Here is a 17,092-nt window from a genome sequence, read left to right as displayed (position 1 = left end):
CATCCCCGACGGCCCGAGCGCGGCAGCCCGCGCTTCGGGCCTTCGGCCTTGCGATGGTCGCCCATCGCCGGTTGCGGAACCGGGGACGAAACCCCGGTCAGAGAGGAAGAGTGCGGGCCTTTCGGCCGTGACGGGTTGAGGGCTGGAGAGAGAGGCTCACCGGCGCCCGTCATGGAGTGATCCCGATGACCTTTGCCCGTTCCGAAACCTTCCGCTCAATCGGTCAGATTCTGGCTGTCGATGTTCTGCCCGCGCTTTATCGGGCGCAAAAGCTGCCGCTGCGCATCTCGTGCCTCGGCGTGGCCAGCTATGACGCCAGTGACGCGGCGAATAGCTTTGACCGCGTGATCCCGCTTGGGGAATGCCCGTCACCGGAAGAGGCCATCCAGGCCGCGGCCTTGCGCCTGTCGCGCGGCGATATTTGCACAGGGCCGGACAGCTTCCGTATTTTCAGCTGCGCATCATGCTCATTCAGGACCGAGATCAGCGCCTGGTCCTCGCCGGTGAAATCCGCGCCGACATTATCCTCTGGCAACAGCCCGTCGCATCCGATGCCGAAGCACGCAGGATCGTGACCGAGGCCAGCCGCCTGCGCGGTATGGCATTCCGAGCCTTGGACGCTGGTGATGCGAGACGGCTGCGTTACCGCGCCGCTGCACTGGAAGCCCGGCTGGTCGATCCCTTCTGGCGCGAAACCTCGGTCGATCTGCTCCGCGTGCCGCAGGCCGCCTGAACTTCACCCATTCCATCCCATTCGGCTCGGCCATACGCCGGGCCCTGTCATGTCCGGAGACCGTCATGGCCGACTATTACACGCACTTTTCCTGCCTCCTCGACGTAGGCACCCCCGAAAACGCCGCCCGCGCGCTTGAGCTCTACAACGCTCTGGCGGATGACAATGCCGCCGAAGATCCACCATCGGATGGCTTCCTGCTCTCCATCCAGCCAGAACATGGTGGCACACAGCTCTGGATTCGCGATGACATCACCGGCGATCCCGAGCATGTCGTCCAATTCGTCAAACGCTGCGCTGCCGAGTTTGGCCTGAGCGGATTATGGGGTTTCCAATACGCAAACAGCTGCTCGAAGCCGCGCATAGACGGCTTCGGGGGTGGCGCGCATGTCCTTGATCTTGCCACCGGCGAAACGGTGGACTGGATCTATACCGATGGCTGGCTTTCCTCGGTGCTCGAAGGGAGAGATCCCTATGAGTGAGATCATCGAAACCATCGTCTATCGCCTCAACGAACTGTCCGACGCGGCGAAGGACAAGGCTCGCGCCTGGTATCGTGAGGGCGGCTTCGACTATGACTGGTACGATGCCGTCTATGAGGATTTCCAGCGCATCGCGGAAATCCTCGGGCTGAGCCTCAAGACCCGCACCGTCCGTTTAATGGGCGGCGGCACACGGCAAGACCCCTGCATCTGGTTCCGGGGCTTCTGCTCGCAGGGCGACGGTGCGTGCTTCGAGACCTTCTATTCCTACCGGAAGCATGCGCCGCGCCTGATCCGGGAATACGCCCCGCAGGACACCGAACTGCACCGCATCGCCGACGCCCTTCAGGCAATCCAGCGCCGAAACTTCTATCAGCTTCGCGCCGATGCCAGCCATCGCGGCCATTATTATCACGAATATAGCATGGCGATCTCAGTAGAGCGCGACAGCCCGACCTGGCGGGACATGACCGCCGATGCCGAGGAGACGATCATCGAGGCGCTGCGCGATCTGGCTCGATGGCTCTACCGCCAGCTTGAACGCGAATATGATTATCTGTCCTCGGACGAAATGGTCGATGAAACCATCGCCGCTAATGAATACACCTTTACCGAAGCCGGTCGCCGCTTCGGATAATCCCGGGATGACACTGCCAAGCGCCCCGCCGTCCGGTCGGGGCGCTTTTTTTATGCTGCGCTCTGAGAGTGAGAGGTGGGCCGAAAAGGGTCAGGTCCGGGTGGTCGAGAGAGAGCGCTGTCCGGGCTTGTCCTTCCCGCTCTTCTGAGGTTCCCGACATGAACATGGTTTTCCCCGTGGCCGATCCGGTCACGCCGCTGGCGGCTGCGCCTGCGATCCTGGCTGCGGCCAATCTTTTGCTCCCCCATCTCGAACGCGGCCAGCGCGTCGATGCCGTCACATTGCGCGGTGCGATGGAAACGGCCTTTGACGCATCCGATGCCAGTGGCGCGTGGGACTGGAAGCTGGCCTATGAGGCGTGCGAGGTCGCTACCGTTCTTTTCTTACGCAAATACGGAAAGGCGCTTTTCCGTAAAGCCGCGTCTCCGGCTGCACGGATTTCCGTGCTGGCAAAGATCACGGCGCTGTTGCCGACGCAGACCCGGCGTTCCGAAGAAAGCCAGAACTTCCAGCAGTTTTCGACGCCGATCCCGCTCGGCCTTGCCGCTCTGACGGCTGCCGCGATCACGCCCCATGACCGCGTGCTGGAGCCATCGGCGGGGACCGGGCTTCTGGCGATCCTGGCGCAGACTATCGGCGGTTCGCTGATCCTCAACGAACTCGCCGAGACCCGCGCCGACTGTCTCGCCTCGCTCTTTCCGGCCTTTGCCGTCACCCGTTTCGACGCCGCCCAGATCGACGATCATCTGGGTCCGGATGCCGTCCCGTCCGTTGTGCTGATGAATCCGCCATTTTCGGTCATGGCCAATGTCAGCGGGCGCGTCGCTGATGCGGCCTACCGCCATGTTGCTTCGGCACTGGCCCGTCTTGCTCCGGGCGGCCGCCTTGTGACGATCACCGGCGCTGGCTTTGGCCCCGAAGCTCCGGCTTGGCGGGACGCTTTCATCCGCTTGCAGGCCCGTGGCCGCGTGGTGTTCACCGCCGCCGTCGATGGCGCGGTCTATGCAAAGCACGGCACCACAATCGACACGCGGTTGACCGTGATCGACAAGCTGCCCGCCGACGAACCGGCCAGTTTCCCGGCCTCACCAGGGATCGCGCCTGATGTTGCCACGCTGATCGGATGGATCGAGGCACATGCCCCGCAGCGTTCGCCAGTCTCATTGCCGAAGATCGTGGTGTCCGCTTCGACCACCGCGCCGAAAACCGTGCGGGGCTATCTGGCCCGGGCGATAACTGCGCGGCCTGCCGCTGCTCCCGCCAAAGATCCCGAGGGCGTCGAACTTGCCTATGAGACCGTGGACTGGACGCCACCGGACGGCGCTCGCCTGTCCGACGCCATTTATGAGGAATATGCGCTGCAATCGCTGCGCATTGCTGGCGCGCAGCCGCATCCGACCAAGCTGGTGCAATCTGCCGCCATGGCTTCGGTCGCACCGCCGAAGCCCTCCTACCGGCCCATGCTGCCCGCAGACATCTGCGCGTGTCTGTCGGACGCCCAGCTTGAAACGGTGATCTATGCCGGTGAAGCCCATGCCGATCATCTCGCCGGCGCATGGACCGTGGACGAGCATTTCGACAATGTGAGCGCCGCGCCCGAAGATGCTGCGGGATCGATCCGCTTTCGGCGGGGCTTCATGCTCGGTGACGGAACCGGCGCTGGCAAGGGCCGCCAGTCCGCCGCCATCATTCTCGACAACTGGCTGCGCGGTCGGCGCAAGGCGATCTGGATCTCCAAATCCGACAAACTGATCGAGGATGCGCAGCGCGACTGGTCGGCGCTCGGCATGGAACGGCTGCTTGTGACACCGCTGTCGCGCTTCCCTCAAGGCGCAAAGATCACGCTGTCGGAAGGCATCCTTTTCACCACCTATGCCACGCTACGCTCCGACGACCGGGGCGAGAAGGTTTCGCGCGTCAAGCAGATCGTCGAATGGTTGGGGTCCGATTTCGATGGAGCCATCATATTCGACGAGAGCCATTCCATGCAGAATGCCGGTGGCGGAAAAGGCGAACGCGGCGATGTCGCCGCTTCTCAGCAGGGACGTGCGGGCCTGCGGCTCCAGCACGCGCTGCCCGATGCCCGCGTGGTTTACGTCTCGGCGACCGGCGCCACCACAGTTCACAATCTTGCCTATGCGCAGCGCCTCGGCCTCTGGGGCGGTGAGGATTTTCCGTTCCAGACCCGCGCCGAGTTCGTCGAGGCGATCGAAGCCGGTGGCGTTGCGGCCATGGAGGTGCTGGCCCGCGACCTGCGATCCCTCGGCCTCTATACCGCGCGCTCACTCTCCTATGATGGCGTCGAATATGAACTGATCGAGCATCAGCTCACGGACGAACAGCGGCACATCTACGATTCATATGCTGCCGCCTTCGCGGTCATTCATGGGAATCTGGACGCGGCGATGGAAGCCGCCAACATCACCGGCAGCGAGGGAACGCTGAACCGGCAGGCCAAATCCGCCGCACGCTCGGCGTTCGAGAGCACCAAGCAGCGCTTCTTCGGCCATCTGCTGACTTCCATGAAAACCCCGACCCTGATCCGGTCCATCGAGGCCGATCTTGAAGCGGGCCATGCCGCCGTCATCCAGATCGTCTCGACCGGCGAAGCCCTGATGGAACGGCGGCTTTCCGAAATCCCGACCGAGGAATGGAACGATATTTCCGTCGATGTCACTCCGAGGGAGTATGTAGGCTCCTATTTGCAACATTCCTTTCCGGTGCAGCTCTATGAACCGTTCAGCGATAGCGAGGGCAACCTGTCGTCACGCCCCGTCTTCCGCGATGGTCAGCCGGTGGAATGCCGCGAAGCCGTGGCGCGGCGTGACGAGATGCTGGAGCAGTTGGGATCGCTTCCGCCTGTCCCCGGAGCGCTCGACCAGATCGTGCAGCGTTTCGGCACGGATATGGTGGCGGAGGTCACAGGCCGTTCGCGCCGGATCGTGCGCAAGGGCGAAGGTGCATCGGCACGCCTTGCGGTCGAGAACCGTGCGCCTTCTGCCAACCTCGCCGAGACGTCGGCCTTCATGGATGACCAGAAGCGCATTCTGGTCTTCTCGGATGCCGGTGGCACGGGACGCAGCTATCACGCCGAACTCTCGGCGAAAAACCAGCGGCTGCGCGTGCATTACCTGCTGGAACCGGGCTGGAAGGCCGATGCCGCCATTCAGGGACTTGGCCGCACCAACCGGACCAATCAGGCGCAGCCGCCGCTGTTCCGCCCCATCGCTACGGATGTGAAGGCCGAGAAGCGCTTTCTTTCGACCATCGCGCGCCGCCTCGACACGCTGGGCGCGATCACCCGCGGCCAGCGCCAGACCGGCGGCCAGGGGCTGTTCCGTCCCGAGGATAATCTGGAATCCGCCTATGCTCGCGATGCCTTGCGTCAGCTCTATCTGCTGATCGTGCGCGGCAAGGTCGAGGGCTGCTCGCTCGAACGGTTTGAATCGGCCACCGGCCTGAAGCTGATGGATTCGACCGGCATCAAGGATGAACTGCCGCCAATCACCACCTTCCTCAACCGCCTGCTGGCGCTGACCATCGAATTGCAGGGCATCCTGTTCTCGGCCTTCGAGCAGCTTCTGCAGGCGCGGATCGACGGGGCGATGGCATCCGGCACCTATGATATGGGGCTGGAAACGCTGAAGGCCGAAAGCTTCATCGTCACGGACCGGCAGATGATCCACACCCATCCGGGCACAGGGGCGGAAACCCGGCTCCTGACGCTCACCGAGCGCAGGCGCAATCAGCCGGTCACGCTCGATGCAGCCCTGGCGGAACTGGATGATCCCCGCGCAAGATTGCTCATCAACGAGCGATCCGGTCGTGCCGCCGTGCAGATCCCGACTACCAGCGTCATGCTGGATGATGGCGAGATCGAACGGCGCGTCCGGCTGATCCGGCCGATGGAGGCGATGAACATTCCGGTGCGGGCGATGGGCGAAACCCACTGGATCGAGGCCGACCGTGCCGCCTTCAGCGCAGCCTGGAAGGCAGAATTGGCCGAGGTGCCTGAGTTCACCGATAGCATCCTGCATATGGTGACAGGGTTGCTTCTGCCAATCTGGAAGCGCCTGCCGCAGGACTCCTCCCGCATCTATCGGCTCCAGACCGACGAGGGCGAACGCATCATCGGTCGCCGGGTATCACCGGCCTGGGCTGCCAATGCCTCGACCAGTGGCGTCACCAGCAGCCTGACACCGGATGCCGCCTATGCCGCGCTGATCGAAGGTCGCACGATCCTTGATCTGGCCGAAGGTCTGCAACTGCGCCGCGTCCGGGTCATGGGCGCCAACCGGATCGAACTGACCGGCTTTACTGACGCGATGCGCGACCGGCTGCGGGCCTATGGCCTCTTCAGCGAGATCATCTCGTGGAAACTGCGCTTCTTCGTGCCTGTCGATGCGACAGGACCGGCGATCATCGGCAAACTGCTTGACCGCTTCCCGGCCCTGCGCATCGGTGAGCGGGAGGCCGCATAATGGCGCGTCTCAACGCTTCCGAACTGGCGCAGCGTCTCGGCCGACAGGCCGAGGCGGTGTGCCGCCACTATCTGTCGAATGGGCGCAAACAGGGCAATTACTGGCAGGTTGGCGATGTCCGAAACACGGCTGGCCGGTCCATGTTCGTCCGGCTGCATGACAGCGTAAAAGGCATTGCTGGTAAATGGCAGGACTCGGCCACGGGGGAATATGGCGATCTGCTGGACGTGATCCGGGACTCGCTCGGTCTGATCGACTTCGCAGACGTTGCCGAAGAAGCCCGGCGCTTCCTTAGCCTGCCGCATCCTGAACCGCAGCCCCCATCCCGTCAGTCCCAAACGCCAGCACCATCGGGATCATCCGAGGCCGCACGCCGCCTCTGGCGCATGACGCAGCCGCTGATCGGCAGTACCGCAGAAGCGTATTTACGCGGACGCGGCACTACGGATTTACGCCAGACCGCAAATCTGCGCTTCCACCCCAACTGTTACTGGCGGCCTGAGGACGATGGCCCGACGCAAGCCTGGCCCGCAATGATCGCCGCCGTCACCGACCTCAATGGCAGGATTACCGGCGCACACCGCACATGGCTGGCCCCGGATGGTTCCGGCAAAGCACCCGTCGATCCGCCGAGGAAGGCAATGGGCGACCTGCTCGGACATGCAGTTCGTTTCGGTGATGCACAGGATGTCATGGCAGCAGGGGAAGGTATCGAAACCATCCTGTCGCTGCGTCAGGCTCTGCCCACCATGCCGATGGTTTCCGCGCTCTCGGCCGGACACCTCGCGGCCATCCTGTTCCCGCCGCAACTGCGCAGGCTCTATATCGTCCGCGACAACGATCCGGCTGGTGACAGCGCACGCGATAGCCTGGTGGACCGGGCGCACGAGGTCGGGATCGACGCCATCACGCTCTCGCCCATGATGGGGGACTTCAACGAAGATCTCGCAACTTACGGGCTGGATGCCGTTCGGGCAGAGGTCCGGGTGCAAATCGCTCCCGAGGACGTCAGCCGCTTCATGGCTTCAAGTGCAATAGCCGGTACGGGTCCGTGATCGGGCCGTTCCAATCCCTGTCATGCGCATAGGCCGCATCCTGTCATCAGCAGAGGACCGCGCCTTGGCCTTCTGAGAGGGCGATCGGCCCACAAACGCTCCGGTCAAGCAATGGCGGCGCCCGACTGATTTCCGTCGGCGGCGGAGCCGCCTTTACAGCGCGAAACAAATCAGCCGGGCTTTGCCATCAAGGCCCTCGCCAGAGGCTCGCGCTGCCAGACCGGACCGCCCGTGGGCTTTCGTCGCCATGAAGGCCGCGACGGTCGCGGTCCAACTGACGGAAGCATCCCATGTACGCGCACGACGATTTCGAACCCGATCACAGCACGTCCCCGACCGGCCATGCCATCGAAGAACTTGAACTCTACGGCTACCGCCCTTCCGAAGACGAGGCCGATCCCCGGATCACACCCGAAGATCACGTCATCCAGGGCGCAGTCTCCGACATCTTCGACGCCCTGATTTCCACCATGGCCGATACCAGCCTCGATTTCGACCTCGACGAGATCCTCTGGTCCACCGTCAACACCTTCCACCGCGCTGTCGAGCGGATCGAGACCAAACTCGACGATAACGAGCAGGCACAGAAGCGCCTTCAGCGCGAACAGGACGGCAGCGAGGTCAAATCCGTCCAGCTCGAAACCCTGATCGGCGCGGGCCAAAGCCTGATCGAGCGCCGCGACAGCATGGAAACCTTCCGCGATGCCGCCGCCGACATCTATCTGCGCACCACCGGCACGCCCTGGTCGCAACGCTCCGGCTCACGGGTCAACCATCGCCAGATGACCTCGGCCATGATCGACAGCCGCGACTTCATCGCCGCAAAACGCCGGGCAGACAACGAGGTATTGCTGCCCGCCGGACCGAAGATCGCCTTCTCGGGCGGTGACACCACCGATCACCGGACGATCTGGGCCAAGCTCGATCAGGTCCATGCCAAGCACCCGGACATGGTGCTCCTGCACGGCGGATCGCCCAAGGGCGCGGAACGCATTGCGGCGACCTGGGCCAATAACCGCAAGGTCGCACAGGTCGCCTTCAAGCCCGACTGGGCGAAACATGCCAAGGCGGCGCCGTTCAAGCGCAACGATCAGATGCTCTCCACCATGCCGATCGGGGCCATCATCTTCCCCGGCACCGGCATTCAGGACAACCTGGCCGACAAGGCCCGCAAGCTGGGCATTCCGGTCTATCGCTTCGGAACCGGCAGCGCGTGAGCGCTGCCTTTCCCATCGTCACGAGCCGGAGAATCTAAATCATCGATCATTCCGGCTCGTGCAGGCGGGCATGTTCATGCTATATTTCGTCTTGCGCCATGGTGGTGGTGGAAGGCGCGACCGTCCAATTCCTTGCACGGAGACACCACCATGATCATTCTCGGGATCCTTGTGTCCATTGCAGCCATCGGCACCATGTGCTGGCTGCTGTTCAATCTCGCAGTATTCGCCCTGCCATTTTTTATCGGCCTGAATACTGGCATCTGGGCCTATGGCACAGGCGCTGGCTGGCTCGGCAGCCTCCTCGTCGGTCTTATCGCCGCGGGCCTGACACTGGCAGTCGCTCAAGGACTGTTCATGCTGGTCCGCCCGATCTGGGTGCGGCTGCTGATCGCACTGGCCTTTGTGGCACCCGCAGGCATGGCCGGGTTTTACGCGACACTCGGGATCGTCAAACACATGATGCCGTCTGAGACCTGGCAGCTCATCTTCTCGGTCATCGGTGCGGTCGCGGTGGGCGTGACGGCTTTCCTGCGCGTCGCGGGCATGGCGGCGACCGGCCCTGCGGCCGGAAACCTTGTGCGCACCTGAACCGCAATGATCCGTGGAGGCAGGACCGGAAGCGGGTGCGGGTCACCTGTCAATTTCGTCAGTAGGATGGCGGGAAATAGCGGGTAGTCCCGGATCGGCGTATGAGGCACAGGCGCGGCCCGCCACTGGGGCGCTGGGCGGTTCGCGCCGACATTCGCGCGATGAACTGGAACCCGGTTGGGGCAAGGCCGGTGGGAGGGGCCGGAAAGAAGGATGCGCACGGCCTGACACGCGAGGTAACAGACATGCCGGTGTGGCCGGTCTGGTCATCCCGATGGATGCCTCAAGGTCGCCACGCCTCCGTTCACTCTCCGTGTCTCGACCGCTCCAAACGGCCTCTTCAATGGCCTGATCTGGCCGAAGAACAGCGCGATGCGCTTCGACCGCTTTAGCGCAACAGCGTCGTCACAACTTTCTTCCCCTGCCGGCAAAGCCGCCATTCCGCGCGGAACAAGAAAGTTTCTCCTGTGCTGTCCAGCCCCTTTGGGGTGCGCCAGCGTTCGCCTCCGGCCTGTCGATCGCCATCGAGGCCGCAATGGTGCGGGCTCGGAAACGAAAAAACGGAGACTTACAATGGCGACCATCGGCACCTTCAAGAAGACCGGCTCGAACGAATTCACCGGCGAAATCGTCACCCTCAGCGTCCAGGCCAAGGGCGTGCGCATCATCCCCGACCTGCGCGCCACCGGCGAAAACGCTCCCAGCCACCGGGTTCTGGTTGGCCGCGCTGAAATCGGCGCCGCCTGGTCCAAGCGCTCCAACGAGGGCCGCGACTATCTGGGCCTCAAGCTGGACGATCCGAGCTTCAACGCTCCGATCTACGCCAACCTTTTCGACGAAGAAGACGGCGAAACCTTCTCCCTCATCTGGTCCCGCCCCAACGGTCGCCGCGGCGACTAAGGTGCGGCACAAAGGCCCCGACCGCAAGGTCGGGGCTTTTCCCGTGCCCGCGGGAAATTCGTCACGCCACCGCGCCCTGCCGTGTCTGGCACGGATCATTCGCTCAGGATCGGAACCATGGTTTTCACGTGGGCGTCGATGCGTTCCAGCACGGACGACGGGACCACTTCGCGCTCCGGCAGCGTCCACCATTTTGCATCGATCCGCCGCACCGTTTCGACAACCGCCTTGAGGACAGCGGGCTCAGGAAGCCGTGCCCTGTTGGCGAAGGCCTTCCAGCGGGCCGGGGTCAGGCCCTTGAAGGCTCGCTCCCCGCCGAGTGACAGTGCCAGCCCATCGGCCGGAATATAGGGAACGGTCGAAAGCATGTCGTAGACCGGGGCAAGCGCGGGCGTGTCGCCAGCCCCCGGATAGATCAGCGACCAGTTCTTGAGATGCATGTCGCCATTGCCCATGACCACCGAGAAGGTCAGCCGCCGGACAAAATCCAGTGCCGCGAACGGCGAGATCGCAACATTCAGCACAGAGGCGATGTCGTGGCAGGCGGCGCCATCATATTTGCGCGCCGGGTACAGGCCGAAAACCTGCGCGAAATCCTCGATATGGATGCGCTGCCCGTCTGCCCCGCGATCAAAACGTCGCACGAGCAGGACCAGCCCCTCGGCAAGTGTTTCAAACTCTTCGGGAATGCCCTCGAACTGGTCTCGGCTGACCAGTTCCCGCTCGGGCACATCCATGCCGATGGCTTCGGCAAGCGCGAGGTTCACGAACTCGTTCTCCGACACGCCCGGAAAGGCGGTCGAGGGGAATTTCGCAATATATTGGCCCTCGTCATCCCCGAGCGGCAAGGTCAGCCCGCCGCCCTTGCCGGTGTTCTTCATCACCGAGAGCTTCATTTGCACGCCTGCCAGCGAGAAGCGGGCCTTGGGCCGTCCTTGGGTTGGCGCCGCCCCGATGCCGGGTTGACCGTCACTGGGCAGCACCCGAACGGCCCCCGGCAAATCCGCACCAAGGGTGGCCAGGAGATCGAAATCATTCCCCGGCCGGACATTACCCGCATGGTGCTTTTCCATCGCCTCGCGCAGCCGGTCTTCGGGCAGCAGGTTGGCAAAGAAGGGCGGCAGGCTGCCTGCGACGGGTCGCGGATCCTTGCGCAAGCCCCCTGATGCCGCGCGCAGCGACAGGCTCAGAACCGGAATGCCGCCGGTCGCGCGATAGGCCGGATCAAGGCTGAAGGCGTTGAAATCACCCGGCGTCCTGACGATCGTGCCAACCTTCGCACTGTTCAGGAACACGTCCAGCGCGGTGATGGTCTCAGCGGTACGGACGGCTGTCATCGTCGCTCTCCGGTTGCGGGCTGAAGGCCGGATGATCATCCTCGGCCTCGGGGCGCAAAAGCGCCTCGATGGCGGGCACCATTGCCTGCGGGACCAGCATCATTTCCAGCCCAAGCGCCCTGGCAATGTTGATCAATGTCGTGGTGCGCGCAGCCGCCGCCCCCGTCTCGATGTCGCGGTAGCGCGGGCGCGAAATGCCCGCAAGATCGGCCACCTGCTCCTGGGTCAACCCCGCTGTAAGACGCGCGCGGCGAAAATGGTCGCCGATCAGCCTCAGTGTTTCTTCTTCCGCCTTCATGTGATGCCTTTACGGATCATTTTTGCTGCACTGATCTGGATGGGTATCATATCCAGCGCAAAACACAAAGAAAATGATCCCCAAACATATCACAATCATTTCCCATGGAGCGTTTGGGGATCATCTTGCGCTAGTCGGCGTTACGGCCAGCACAATTGCTGCAATTGCGGCGTACAGGCGAATCAGTCGGGCTGCCTGCTCAGCCGTGCAGATAACGCCCTGGCCAGATTCGACGATTTCGTATGGCGTATCGGGCGAAGGCGACTAAAATAGCCGTAGTTCTGGAATGCGCGCCGGTCGCGATGGGAGGTGATCATGCATGATCACCGCTCGACAGTCGCGGGCCGCACGCGCGTTGCTGGGTTGGACGCAGGAGACGCTCGCTGACAAGGCCCGAATATCGCTGACTGCTCTGAAGCGCCTCGAGTCCGAGAACCGGCTCGAGGTGTATGAGACAACGCGTGATCAGGTGCGTAGGGCGCTTGAAGCAGCAGGGATCGTTCTCCTGTCCACGGATCGCGGGCAAGGAGTATTGCTGGTTCATGGGGAAGACGAGAAGAGACACCGACAGATCCACGACGCCTGACCGACGCGGGCGGCATCATCGATCTGCGATCGCGACCTGTGTCCTGTGGTGTCCTTCGACATGATATCCCCGGTTCCCCCCTTCGACAACATCGCGCCTGTTAGCGACGAACTGACCGAATATGATCGGGCGCATGTCAAGCTCTACATGCGGCTGCTCGATGCCACCGATGATGGGGCCGAATGGACCGAAGTCGTCAATGTGCTGTTCGGAATTGACCCTGTTCAGGAACCCGAACGCGCCAGACAAGTCCATGACAGCCATCTGGCACGGGCGCGCTGGATGACACAGAGCGGCTATCGCCAGTTGCTGCGTCATCCGACAGATCGGACCTGACCTCGCCGCCGTCGCACCAGTGATGCCCTGAGAGCATCACCCCCTGTCTTTGTTCCGGCTTCCATCCCGGTAGAGGCGCCGCAATTCTTTCACGCTCCACCTGTGCAGTTTCAACCAGGAGCGGAGCAATGAAGCCGGATACATCCCGCTGGCGAGACCAGGACCAGTATGAATTCTACGATGCGCTGCCCGTTGAGGGCGTCGCCTGGGAATGCCTGCGCCGTAACGCGTCCTATCGGGCCAGTTTCGATGATCTTGTAGCGCAAGGCGCCGGGCATCTTCCCTTTGCGGATGACGCCCAACATCGCTGGGGGTTGCGATTTCCCGGCAGACCCCGGCTTTTCCGCGCTCGACCAACCGGTCATCTGGTCGCCTGTTGCCAATCCGGACATGCTGATGCTCGGGGCAGCGCCCGATTTTCTTCCGCCTTCTCCGTCCGCCTTATCGGTTGATCTTGCTGATGCCATCTGCGGACCAGAGGGGACATATGGTGCCTGTGACGCCAGCGACGGCGTTCAATACCTGATCCTCGCCGACACCGACGCCAATTCGCAGCCGGCGATCATCCTGCCACTTGACCAAAATCTGCCGGATCGGCTCGAAGCCATTCTCAGGCTCTGGCACATGCTGGCCGGGAAACCCGCGCGCCGCGACCCCAGGATGACGCCGTATCAGCGCCGGCGGTTCCGTCTGATGATGCAAGCCGCCGACGGAAACGCCAACCACGCGACTTATCGTGAGATTGCCATCGCCATCTACGGAGAGGCGCGCGTTCGGGCCGAACCGTGGAAGACATCGGCTTTGCGCGCCTCTGTCATCGCCCTTGTCCGATCTGCCGCCGCGCTGATCGACGGCGGTTATCTGGACCTTTTGCGCCATCGTCGCAAACCCTGACGATGACGTCTGATCGAGGGTGAGGATTTTACCCCTTCGATCTTCCTCATCCCCCATGCCACCGCGCCTTCGCCACCGTGCGCATGTCATGCCGTTGATCGTCAGCGGCATCCTGCACAACCACGGAGGCCACCCCATGCGACCTGATCTCGCCGCCTTGCCGCCACGCTACCTGCGCACCAAGGAAGCCGCCGATTTCCTCAGCCTGTCCGCGCGCACGCTGGAAAAGCACAGAACCTACGGAACCGGACCTGCCTATCACAAGCTCGGCGGCCGCGTTGTCTATTCGGTCGAGGATCTCGCAGCCTGGGTTGCGCGCGGATCGGTCACCTCCACGTCGGACCCACGCGGACAGGTTCTCCCGGCGAAACCTCTGCCGCCGACCGCGTTCACCTCGCCCAAGCGCATCACGCGCTGAACGTGGCTGTCAGCCCCTGATGGCGCCCCCGTATCCATCCGCCTCGGAACGCGGACAACTCGATCTGTTTCGAGCGCTTCCCGGTGAATTCGCTCCACGAGACGCGCAGGATCTCATGGCCTATCCCTTCTTTTCCCTTTCCAAATCGCACCGCACACGCCCGATTGATTTCGAGCTTGGCAGTGTTTCGATCCGTGTCGAAGCTGTTCCCGATCACGGCATGGCGACGATCTGGGACGCCGATATTCTGATCTGGGCGGCCAGTCAGATTGTTGAAGCGCGGGATGCCGGTCTGCGCACGTCGCGCCTGATGGCGGCAACGCCGTATGAAATCCTTACATTCACCGGGCGGGGAACCTCCCTGAGGGACTATCAGCGTCTGAAAGCGGCGCTGGACCGCCTGCAATCGACCACGGTTGCGACCTCGATCCGCCAGCGCGCGAACGGACGGCGGCATCGCTTTTCGTGGATCAACGAATGGCATGAGCGGACCGATGCGAATGGCCGCCTGGACGGCATCGAGATGATCGTGCCCGACTGGTTCTACAGTGCGGTTCTGGATGACGCCCTGATCCTCACCATCGACCGGGCCTATTTCAATCTGACCGGCGGGCTGGATCGCTGGCTCTATCGCCTGGTGCGCAAGCATGGTGGGCGGCAGAAAAACGGTTGGCGGTTCGACTTCCGTCACCTGCACCAGAAATCGGGAAGTCTGTCGCCGTTCAAGCGCTTCGCCTTCGAGCTGCGCGACATTATCCGCCGCCAGCCACTGCCCGGCTACACCCTGTTCGCCGAGGTCGAAACCGGCGGCCGGATGCTGCTCGCTTTCGAGCCTGTTTCGGCCTGTGGAAAACCTGTGGATAGCCTCGTGCTATCGGGAACCCGGACTATCGTGCCATCAGGAACCGGCGGCTCGTGCTATCGGGAACCCAAACCGCTCCTATCCTTCGGTAACGAAAGCGAAAATCGCGCCCTTAACTTAGAGTCTAACACAGAATCTAACTTTGAAGAGCGGCGGCGCGATGTGGAAAAGCTCATCGCGAAGGCTGGCGCGACGCTGAAATCGGGTGTCCGCAAAGGCAAGCTGACACACGCAAACCCAGGAACGATCGCGCCAGCGAACACGCCTGAACTTCCTCGTGGCAAGCCTGGGGGACGGCGATGATCGTCGCGCTCCTCAATCAGAAAGGCGGCGTGGGCAAGAGCACGCTGGCGCTGCATCTCGCCGGAGCCTGGGCTGCGCAAGGCAAGCGGGTCATCCTGATCGATGCCGATCCGCAAGGCTCCGCACTCGACTGGTCGCAGCGGCGTGGCCATGAAGGGCTGCCAAGGCTGTTCAGCGTCATCGGCCTGGCCCGCGATACGCTGCACCGGGAAGCGCCGGAGCTGGCGCGTGACGCCGATCATGTCGTCATCGATGGTCCGCCCCGTGTCGCCGGTCTGATGCGCTCTGCGCTGCTTGCAGCCGATCTGGTGCTGATCCCGGTGCAGCCATCGCCCTTCGACGGCTGGGCCTCGGCCGAGATGCTGGCGCTTCTGAACGAAGCACGCATCTATCGCCCCGAGCTTGCCGCCCGCTTTCTGCTGAACCGATGCGGGGCGCGCACCGTCATCGCCCGCGAAACGGCCGAGACACTGGCGGACCATGATCCGCCCTTGCTGGCCACGACGATCGGCCAGCGTGTCGCCTTCGCAGAAGCCGCACAGACCGGGCGACTGGTCTCCGAGACCGATGGCGGCGAACGGGCCGCACAAGAGGTCACAGCGCTGGCGGCCGAGATCGACGGCCTCGGTATCGGGAAAATCGTACCATGACACGTCCGCCCGTCAAATCCGGCTTCGCATCGCGTCCGGGCAATCCCGATAGCTGGGTCAGAGCCGCCGATGTGCCGGCAATCGGCAATACAGCGACGGAGGCGTTCACCGCCCGCCTGACCATCGACATCACGCCTGAACTGCGGGGGCGCATCAAGGTTGCCGCTTTCCGGCGCGGCGTCACCGTCGCCGTGATGCTGCGCGAGCTGCTGGTCCGCGAGTTTCCACCCACCGAAGGAGATCAGCCATGACCGGCAAAACCGTGCGCGCTGCGCATGAAGCTCTGCGGCCGGACGGGCCCGCACCGTTCACCACAATGGTCGAACTGACCTTCCAGAAGAAGAAGGTCGAGCGCTGGATACGCTTCGGCCGGAAGAGGTTCGAGCAGATCATCGACCGCCGCCGCAGTCTGATCGGTTTTGCGCCCGAAAGCATCTTCGCCTTCGTCCGTTGGGCCTCCAACGATTACGGCACCATCGTTTCGCGGCTCGACATCCTGCGCGCTGTCGGGCGTGGCGAACCGTACCAGACCGTTCCCTTCGTTCGTCCTGGCGGTGAAATCCTGCTGCGTATCGACGGCTGGCGACCAGTCCAGCGGGTGTTGGCCCTGATTGATGCCGTGGACGCGCTTGGCGTCGATCCGGCGGATGTTGCGCCGGAACATTGGCGGCACGTCCACAACCGTTTGAGCGCCGGCCAGGAACCCAATCCCTACACCCCGGAGCGCCATGCCGCATGGATCAGCCGCCGGAGGATCGCACCATGAGCCGCCGTCATATCCTCGCTGTGTCTATGCTGGCGGTCGGCACGCTTGTCGCCACGGCTGTTGCCGATCTTCCAACCCGGCTGATCTGGAATGCAACCGCCAGCGCGCCCATCGGCTTCTACACAGTTGCTCCCGCCGATGCGCTCGAAGTTCCCGAACTGGTCGCCATCATGCCGTCCGAACCGCTGGAGCGGTTCATGGTTGAGCGTGGCTATATCGGACACGGCGTACCGTTGCTGAAGCGTGTCCTCGGCCTGCCGGGGCAGCGCGTCTGCCGCAGCGGTGCGACCATTACCGTCGATAGTGTCGAGATGGGGGACGCGCTGGAGCGCGACCGCATGGGCCGCGATCTGCCGGTCTGGCAGGGCTGCCGCATCATCAGCGACGGTGAACTCTTCCTCATGAATTGGGACATCCGGGACAGCCTCGACGGCCGTTACTTCGGACCTGTTCCCGCCAGTTCCGTCATCGGCCGGGCGCTTCCGCTCTGGACCGATGAGGAAGGCGATGGCCGCTACGAATGGCGGGCGGTCACGCATTGAACTC

19 protein-coding genes and 1 pseudogene are annotated in these 17,092 nt (G+C 63.2%); 18 read left to right on the top strand and 2 right to left on the bottom strand.

The genetic code is table 11. The annotated features are described in order from the left end of the window. Nucleotides 1-185 precede the first annotated feature (185 nt). From LB513_RS22935 to LB513_RS22900, 8 genes and pseudogenes are all read left to right on the top strand, one after another. Nucleotides 186-733 (top strand): annotated as a pseudogene (locus LB513_RS22935) (hypothetical protein). Between the two features lie 65 nt (nt 734-798). After that, nucleotides 799-1,215 (top strand): hypothetical protein, encoded by a 417-nt coding sequence (locus tag LB513_RS22930; RefSeq protein ID WP_092957947.1) that lies wholly within the window; start codon nt 799-801, stop codon nt 1,213-1,215. Next, nucleotides 1,208-1,852 (top strand): antitoxin of toxin-antitoxin stability system, encoded by a 645-nt coding sequence (locus LB513_RS22925; RefSeq protein ID WP_092957950.1) that lies wholly within the window; start codon nt 1,208-1,210, stop codon nt 1,850-1,852. The genes LB513_RS22930 and LB513_RS22925 overlap by 8 nt, the downstream gene beginning before the upstream one ends. A gap of 158 nt (nt 1,853-2,010) precedes the next feature. Continuing rightward, nucleotides 2,011-6,333, top strand: a complete 4,323-nt coding sequence (locus LB513_RS22920) for a strawberry notch family protein (protein ID WP_092957953.1) — start codon at nt 2,011-2,013, stop codon at nt 6,331-6,333. Then, nucleotides 6,333-7,388, top strand: coding sequence for a toprim domain-containing protein (locus LB513_RS22915; protein WP_092957956.1), 1,056 nt, complete (start codon nt 6,333-6,335; stop codon nt 7,386-7,388). The genes LB513_RS22920 and LB513_RS22915 overlap by 1 nt, the downstream gene beginning before the upstream one ends. A 290-nt stretch (nt 7,389-7,678) precedes the next feature. Further along, the gene (locus LB513_RS22910) at nt 7,679-8,605 is read left to right on the top strand and encodes a DUF2493 domain-containing protein (RefSeq protein WP_092957959.1); all 927 of its coding nucleotides are present in this window, start codon (nt 7,679-7,681) and stop codon (nt 8,603-8,605) included. Between the two features lie 150 nt (nt 8,606-8,755). Beyond that, entirely contained in the window at nt 8,756-9,196 is a 441-nt protein-coding gene (locus LB513_RS22905) for a hypothetical protein (RefSeq protein WP_092957962.1), read from the top strand. Nucleotides 9,197-9,769: 573 nt separating this feature from the next. Continuing rightward, complete coding sequence (locus LB513_RS22900; RefSeq protein WP_009450558.1) at nt 9,770-10,096, top strand: DUF736 domain-containing protein; 327 nt, start codon at nt 9,770-9,772, stop codon at nt 10,094-10,096. A gap of 95 nt (nt 10,097-10,191) precedes the next feature. Here LB513_RS22900 and LB513_RS22895 read toward each other — a convergent pair whose 3' ends face one another. Both LB513_RS22895 and LB513_RS22890 read right to left on the bottom strand, forming a co-directional pair. Beyond that, the gene (locus LB513_RS22895) at nt 10,192-11,433 is read right to left on the bottom strand and encodes a type II toxin-antitoxin system HipA family toxin (protein WP_092957965.1); all 1,242 of its coding nucleotides are present in this window, start codon (nt 11,431-11,433) and stop codon (nt 10,192-10,194) included. After that, entirely contained in the window at nt 11,411-11,731 is a 321-nt protein-coding gene (locus tag LB513_RS22890) for a helix-turn-helix domain-containing protein (protein WP_092957968.1), read from the bottom strand. The genes LB513_RS22895 and LB513_RS22890 overlap by 23 nt, the downstream gene beginning before the upstream one ends. Before the next feature lie 319 nt (nt 11,732-12,050). On the opposite strand from LB513_RS22890, the gene LB513_RS22885 reads away from it, so the two are divergent. The 10 genes from LB513_RS22885 (at nt 12,051) to LB513_RS22840 (ending at nt 17,088) form a co-directional block, all read left to right on the top strand. Further along, on the top strand, nt 12,051-12,317 hold the full coding sequence (locus tag LB513_RS22885; RefSeq protein ID WP_092957970.1) for a helix-turn-helix domain-containing protein: 267 nt from the start codon (nt 12,051-12,053) through the stop codon (nt 12,315-12,317). Between the two features lie 60 nt (nt 12,318-12,377). Further along, nucleotides 12,378-12,653 carry a DNA -binding domain-containing protein gene (locus LB513_RS22880; protein WP_092958128.1) on the top strand — a complete coding sequence of 92 codons (276 nt, stop codon included), beginning with the start codon at nt 12,378-12,380 and terminating at the stop codon, nt 12,651-12,653. Between the two features lie 128 nt (nt 12,654-12,781). After that, a complete protein-coding gene (locus tag LB513_RS22875; RefSeq protein WP_224665770.1) occupies nt 12,782-13,105 on the top strand; it encodes a transcriptional regulator domain-containing protein in 324 nt (107 codons plus the stop codon). Continuing rightward, nucleotides 13,044-13,547, top strand: a complete 504-nt coding sequence (locus tag LB513_RS22870; RefSeq protein ID WP_224665769.1) for a DUF2285 domain-containing protein — start codon at nt 13,044-13,046, stop codon at nt 13,545-13,547. Before LB513_RS22875 ends, LB513_RS22870 begins: the two co-directional genes overlap by 62 nt. A gap of 136 nt (nt 13,548-13,683) precedes the next feature. Then, complete coding sequence (locus LB513_RS22865; protein ID WP_010336149.1) at nt 13,684-13,965, top strand: helix-turn-helix transcriptional regulator; 282 nt, start codon at nt 13,684-13,686, stop codon at nt 13,963-13,965. Nucleotides 13,966-13,984: 19 nt separating this feature from the next. Beyond that, a complete protein-coding gene (locus LB513_RS22860) occupies nt 13,985-15,130 on the top strand; it encodes a replication initiator protein A (RefSeq protein WP_092957977.1) in 1,146 nt (381 codons plus the stop codon). Further along, entirely contained in the window at nt 15,127-15,780 is a 654-nt protein-coding gene (gene parA / locus LB513_RS22855; RefSeq protein WP_092957979.1) for a ParA family partition ATPase, read from the top strand. The genes LB513_RS22860 and parA overlap by 4 nt, the downstream gene beginning before the upstream one ends. After that, nucleotides 15,777-16,031, top strand: coding sequence for a hypothetical protein (locus LB513_RS22850; RefSeq protein WP_092957981.1), 255 nt, complete (start codon nt 15,777-15,779; stop codon nt 16,029-16,031). The genes parA and LB513_RS22850 overlap by 4 nt, the downstream gene beginning before the upstream one ends. Further along, nucleotides 16,028-16,546 (top strand): DUF2840 domain-containing protein, encoded by a 519-nt coding sequence (locus LB513_RS22845; protein WP_092957983.1) that lies wholly within the window; start codon nt 16,028-16,030, stop codon nt 16,544-16,546. The genes LB513_RS22850 and LB513_RS22845 overlap by 4 nt, the downstream gene beginning before the upstream one ends. Continuing rightward, a complete protein-coding gene (locus LB513_RS22840) occupies nt 16,543-17,088 on the top strand; it encodes a S26 family signal peptidase (RefSeq protein WP_175485314.1) in 546 nt (181 codons plus the stop codon). The genes LB513_RS22845 and LB513_RS22840 overlap by 4 nt, the downstream gene beginning before the upstream one ends. The last annotated feature ends 4 nt before the right edge of the window (nt 17,089-17,092 follow it).

Origin of the sequence: Mesorhizobium sp. ES1-1, from assembly GCF_020164785.1 — a bacterium.
GTDB lineage: Bacteria > Pseudomonadota > Alphaproteobacteria > Rhizobiales > Rhizobiaceae > Mesorhizobium.
Note: the sequence above shows the minus strand (reverse complement) of the source record. Positions and strands in the feature narration are given on the sequence as shown.

Coding starts and splice junctions, on each gene's coding strand:
- LB513_RS22930 (WP_092957947.1), top strand. CDS start 799: ATGGCCGACTATTACACGCACTTTTCCTGCCTCCTCGACGTAGGCACC.
- LB513_RS22925 (WP_092957950.1), top strand. CDS start 1,208: ATGAGTGAGATCATCGAAACCATCGTCTATCGCCTCAACGAACTGTCC.
- LB513_RS22920 (WP_092957953.1), top strand. CDS start 2,011: ATGAACATGGTTTTCCCCGTGGCCGATCCGGTCACGCCGCTGGCGGCT.
- LB513_RS22915 (WP_092957956.1), top strand. CDS start 6,333: ATGGCGCGTCTCAACGCTTCCGAACTGGCGCAGCGTCTCGGCCGACAG.
- LB513_RS22910 (WP_092957959.1), top strand. CDS start 7,679: ATGTACGCGCACGACGATTTCGAACCCGATCACAGCACGTCCCCGACC.
- LB513_RS22905 (WP_092957962.1), top strand. CDS start 8,756: ATGATCATTCTCGGGATCCTTGTGTCCATTGCAGCCATCGGCACCATG.
- LB513_RS22900 (WP_009450558.1), top strand. CDS start 9,770: ATGGCGACCATCGGCACCTTCAAGAAGACCGGCTCGAACGAATTCACC.
- LB513_RS22895 (WP_092957965.1), bottom strand. CDS start 11,433: ATGACAGCCGTCCGTACCGCTGAGACCATCACCGCGCTGGACGTGTTC.
- LB513_RS22890 (WP_092957968.1), bottom strand. CDS start 11,731: ATGAAGGCGGAAGAAGAAACACTGAGGCTGATCGGCGACCATTTTCGC.
- LB513_RS22885 (WP_092957970.1), top strand. CDS start 12,051: ATGATCACCGCTCGACAGTCGCGGGCCGCACGCGCGTTGCTGGGTTGG.
- LB513_RS22880 (WP_092958128.1), top strand. CDS start 12,378: ATGATATCCCCGGTTCCCCCCTTCGACAACATCGCGCCTGTTAGCGAC.
- LB513_RS22875 (WP_224665770.1), top strand. CDS start 12,782: ATGAAGCCGGATACATCCCGCTGGCGAGACCAGGACCAGTATGAATTC.
- LB513_RS22870 (WP_224665769.1), top strand. CDS start 13,044: ATGCTGATGCTCGGGGCAGCGCCCGATTTTCTTCCGCCTTCTCCGTCC.
- LB513_RS22865 (WP_010336149.1), top strand. CDS start 13,684: ATGCGACCTGATCTCGCCGCCTTGCCGCCACGCTACCTGCGCACCAAG.
- LB513_RS22860 (WP_092957977.1), top strand. CDS start 13,985: ATGGCGCCCCCGTATCCATCCGCCTCGGAACGCGGACAACTCGATCTG.
- parA (WP_092957979.1), top strand. CDS start 15,127: ATGATCGTCGCGCTCCTCAATCAGAAAGGCGGCGTGGGCAAGAGCACG.
- LB513_RS22850 (WP_092957981.1), top strand. CDS start 15,777: ATGACACGTCCGCCCGTCAAATCCGGCTTCGCATCGCGTCCGGGCAAT.
- LB513_RS22845 (WP_092957983.1), top strand. CDS start 16,028: ATGACCGGCAAAACCGTGCGCGCTGCGCATGAAGCTCTGCGGCCGGAC.
- LB513_RS22840 (WP_175485314.1), top strand. CDS start 16,543: ATGAGCCGCCGTCATATCCTCGCTGTGTCTATGCTGGCGGTCGGCACG.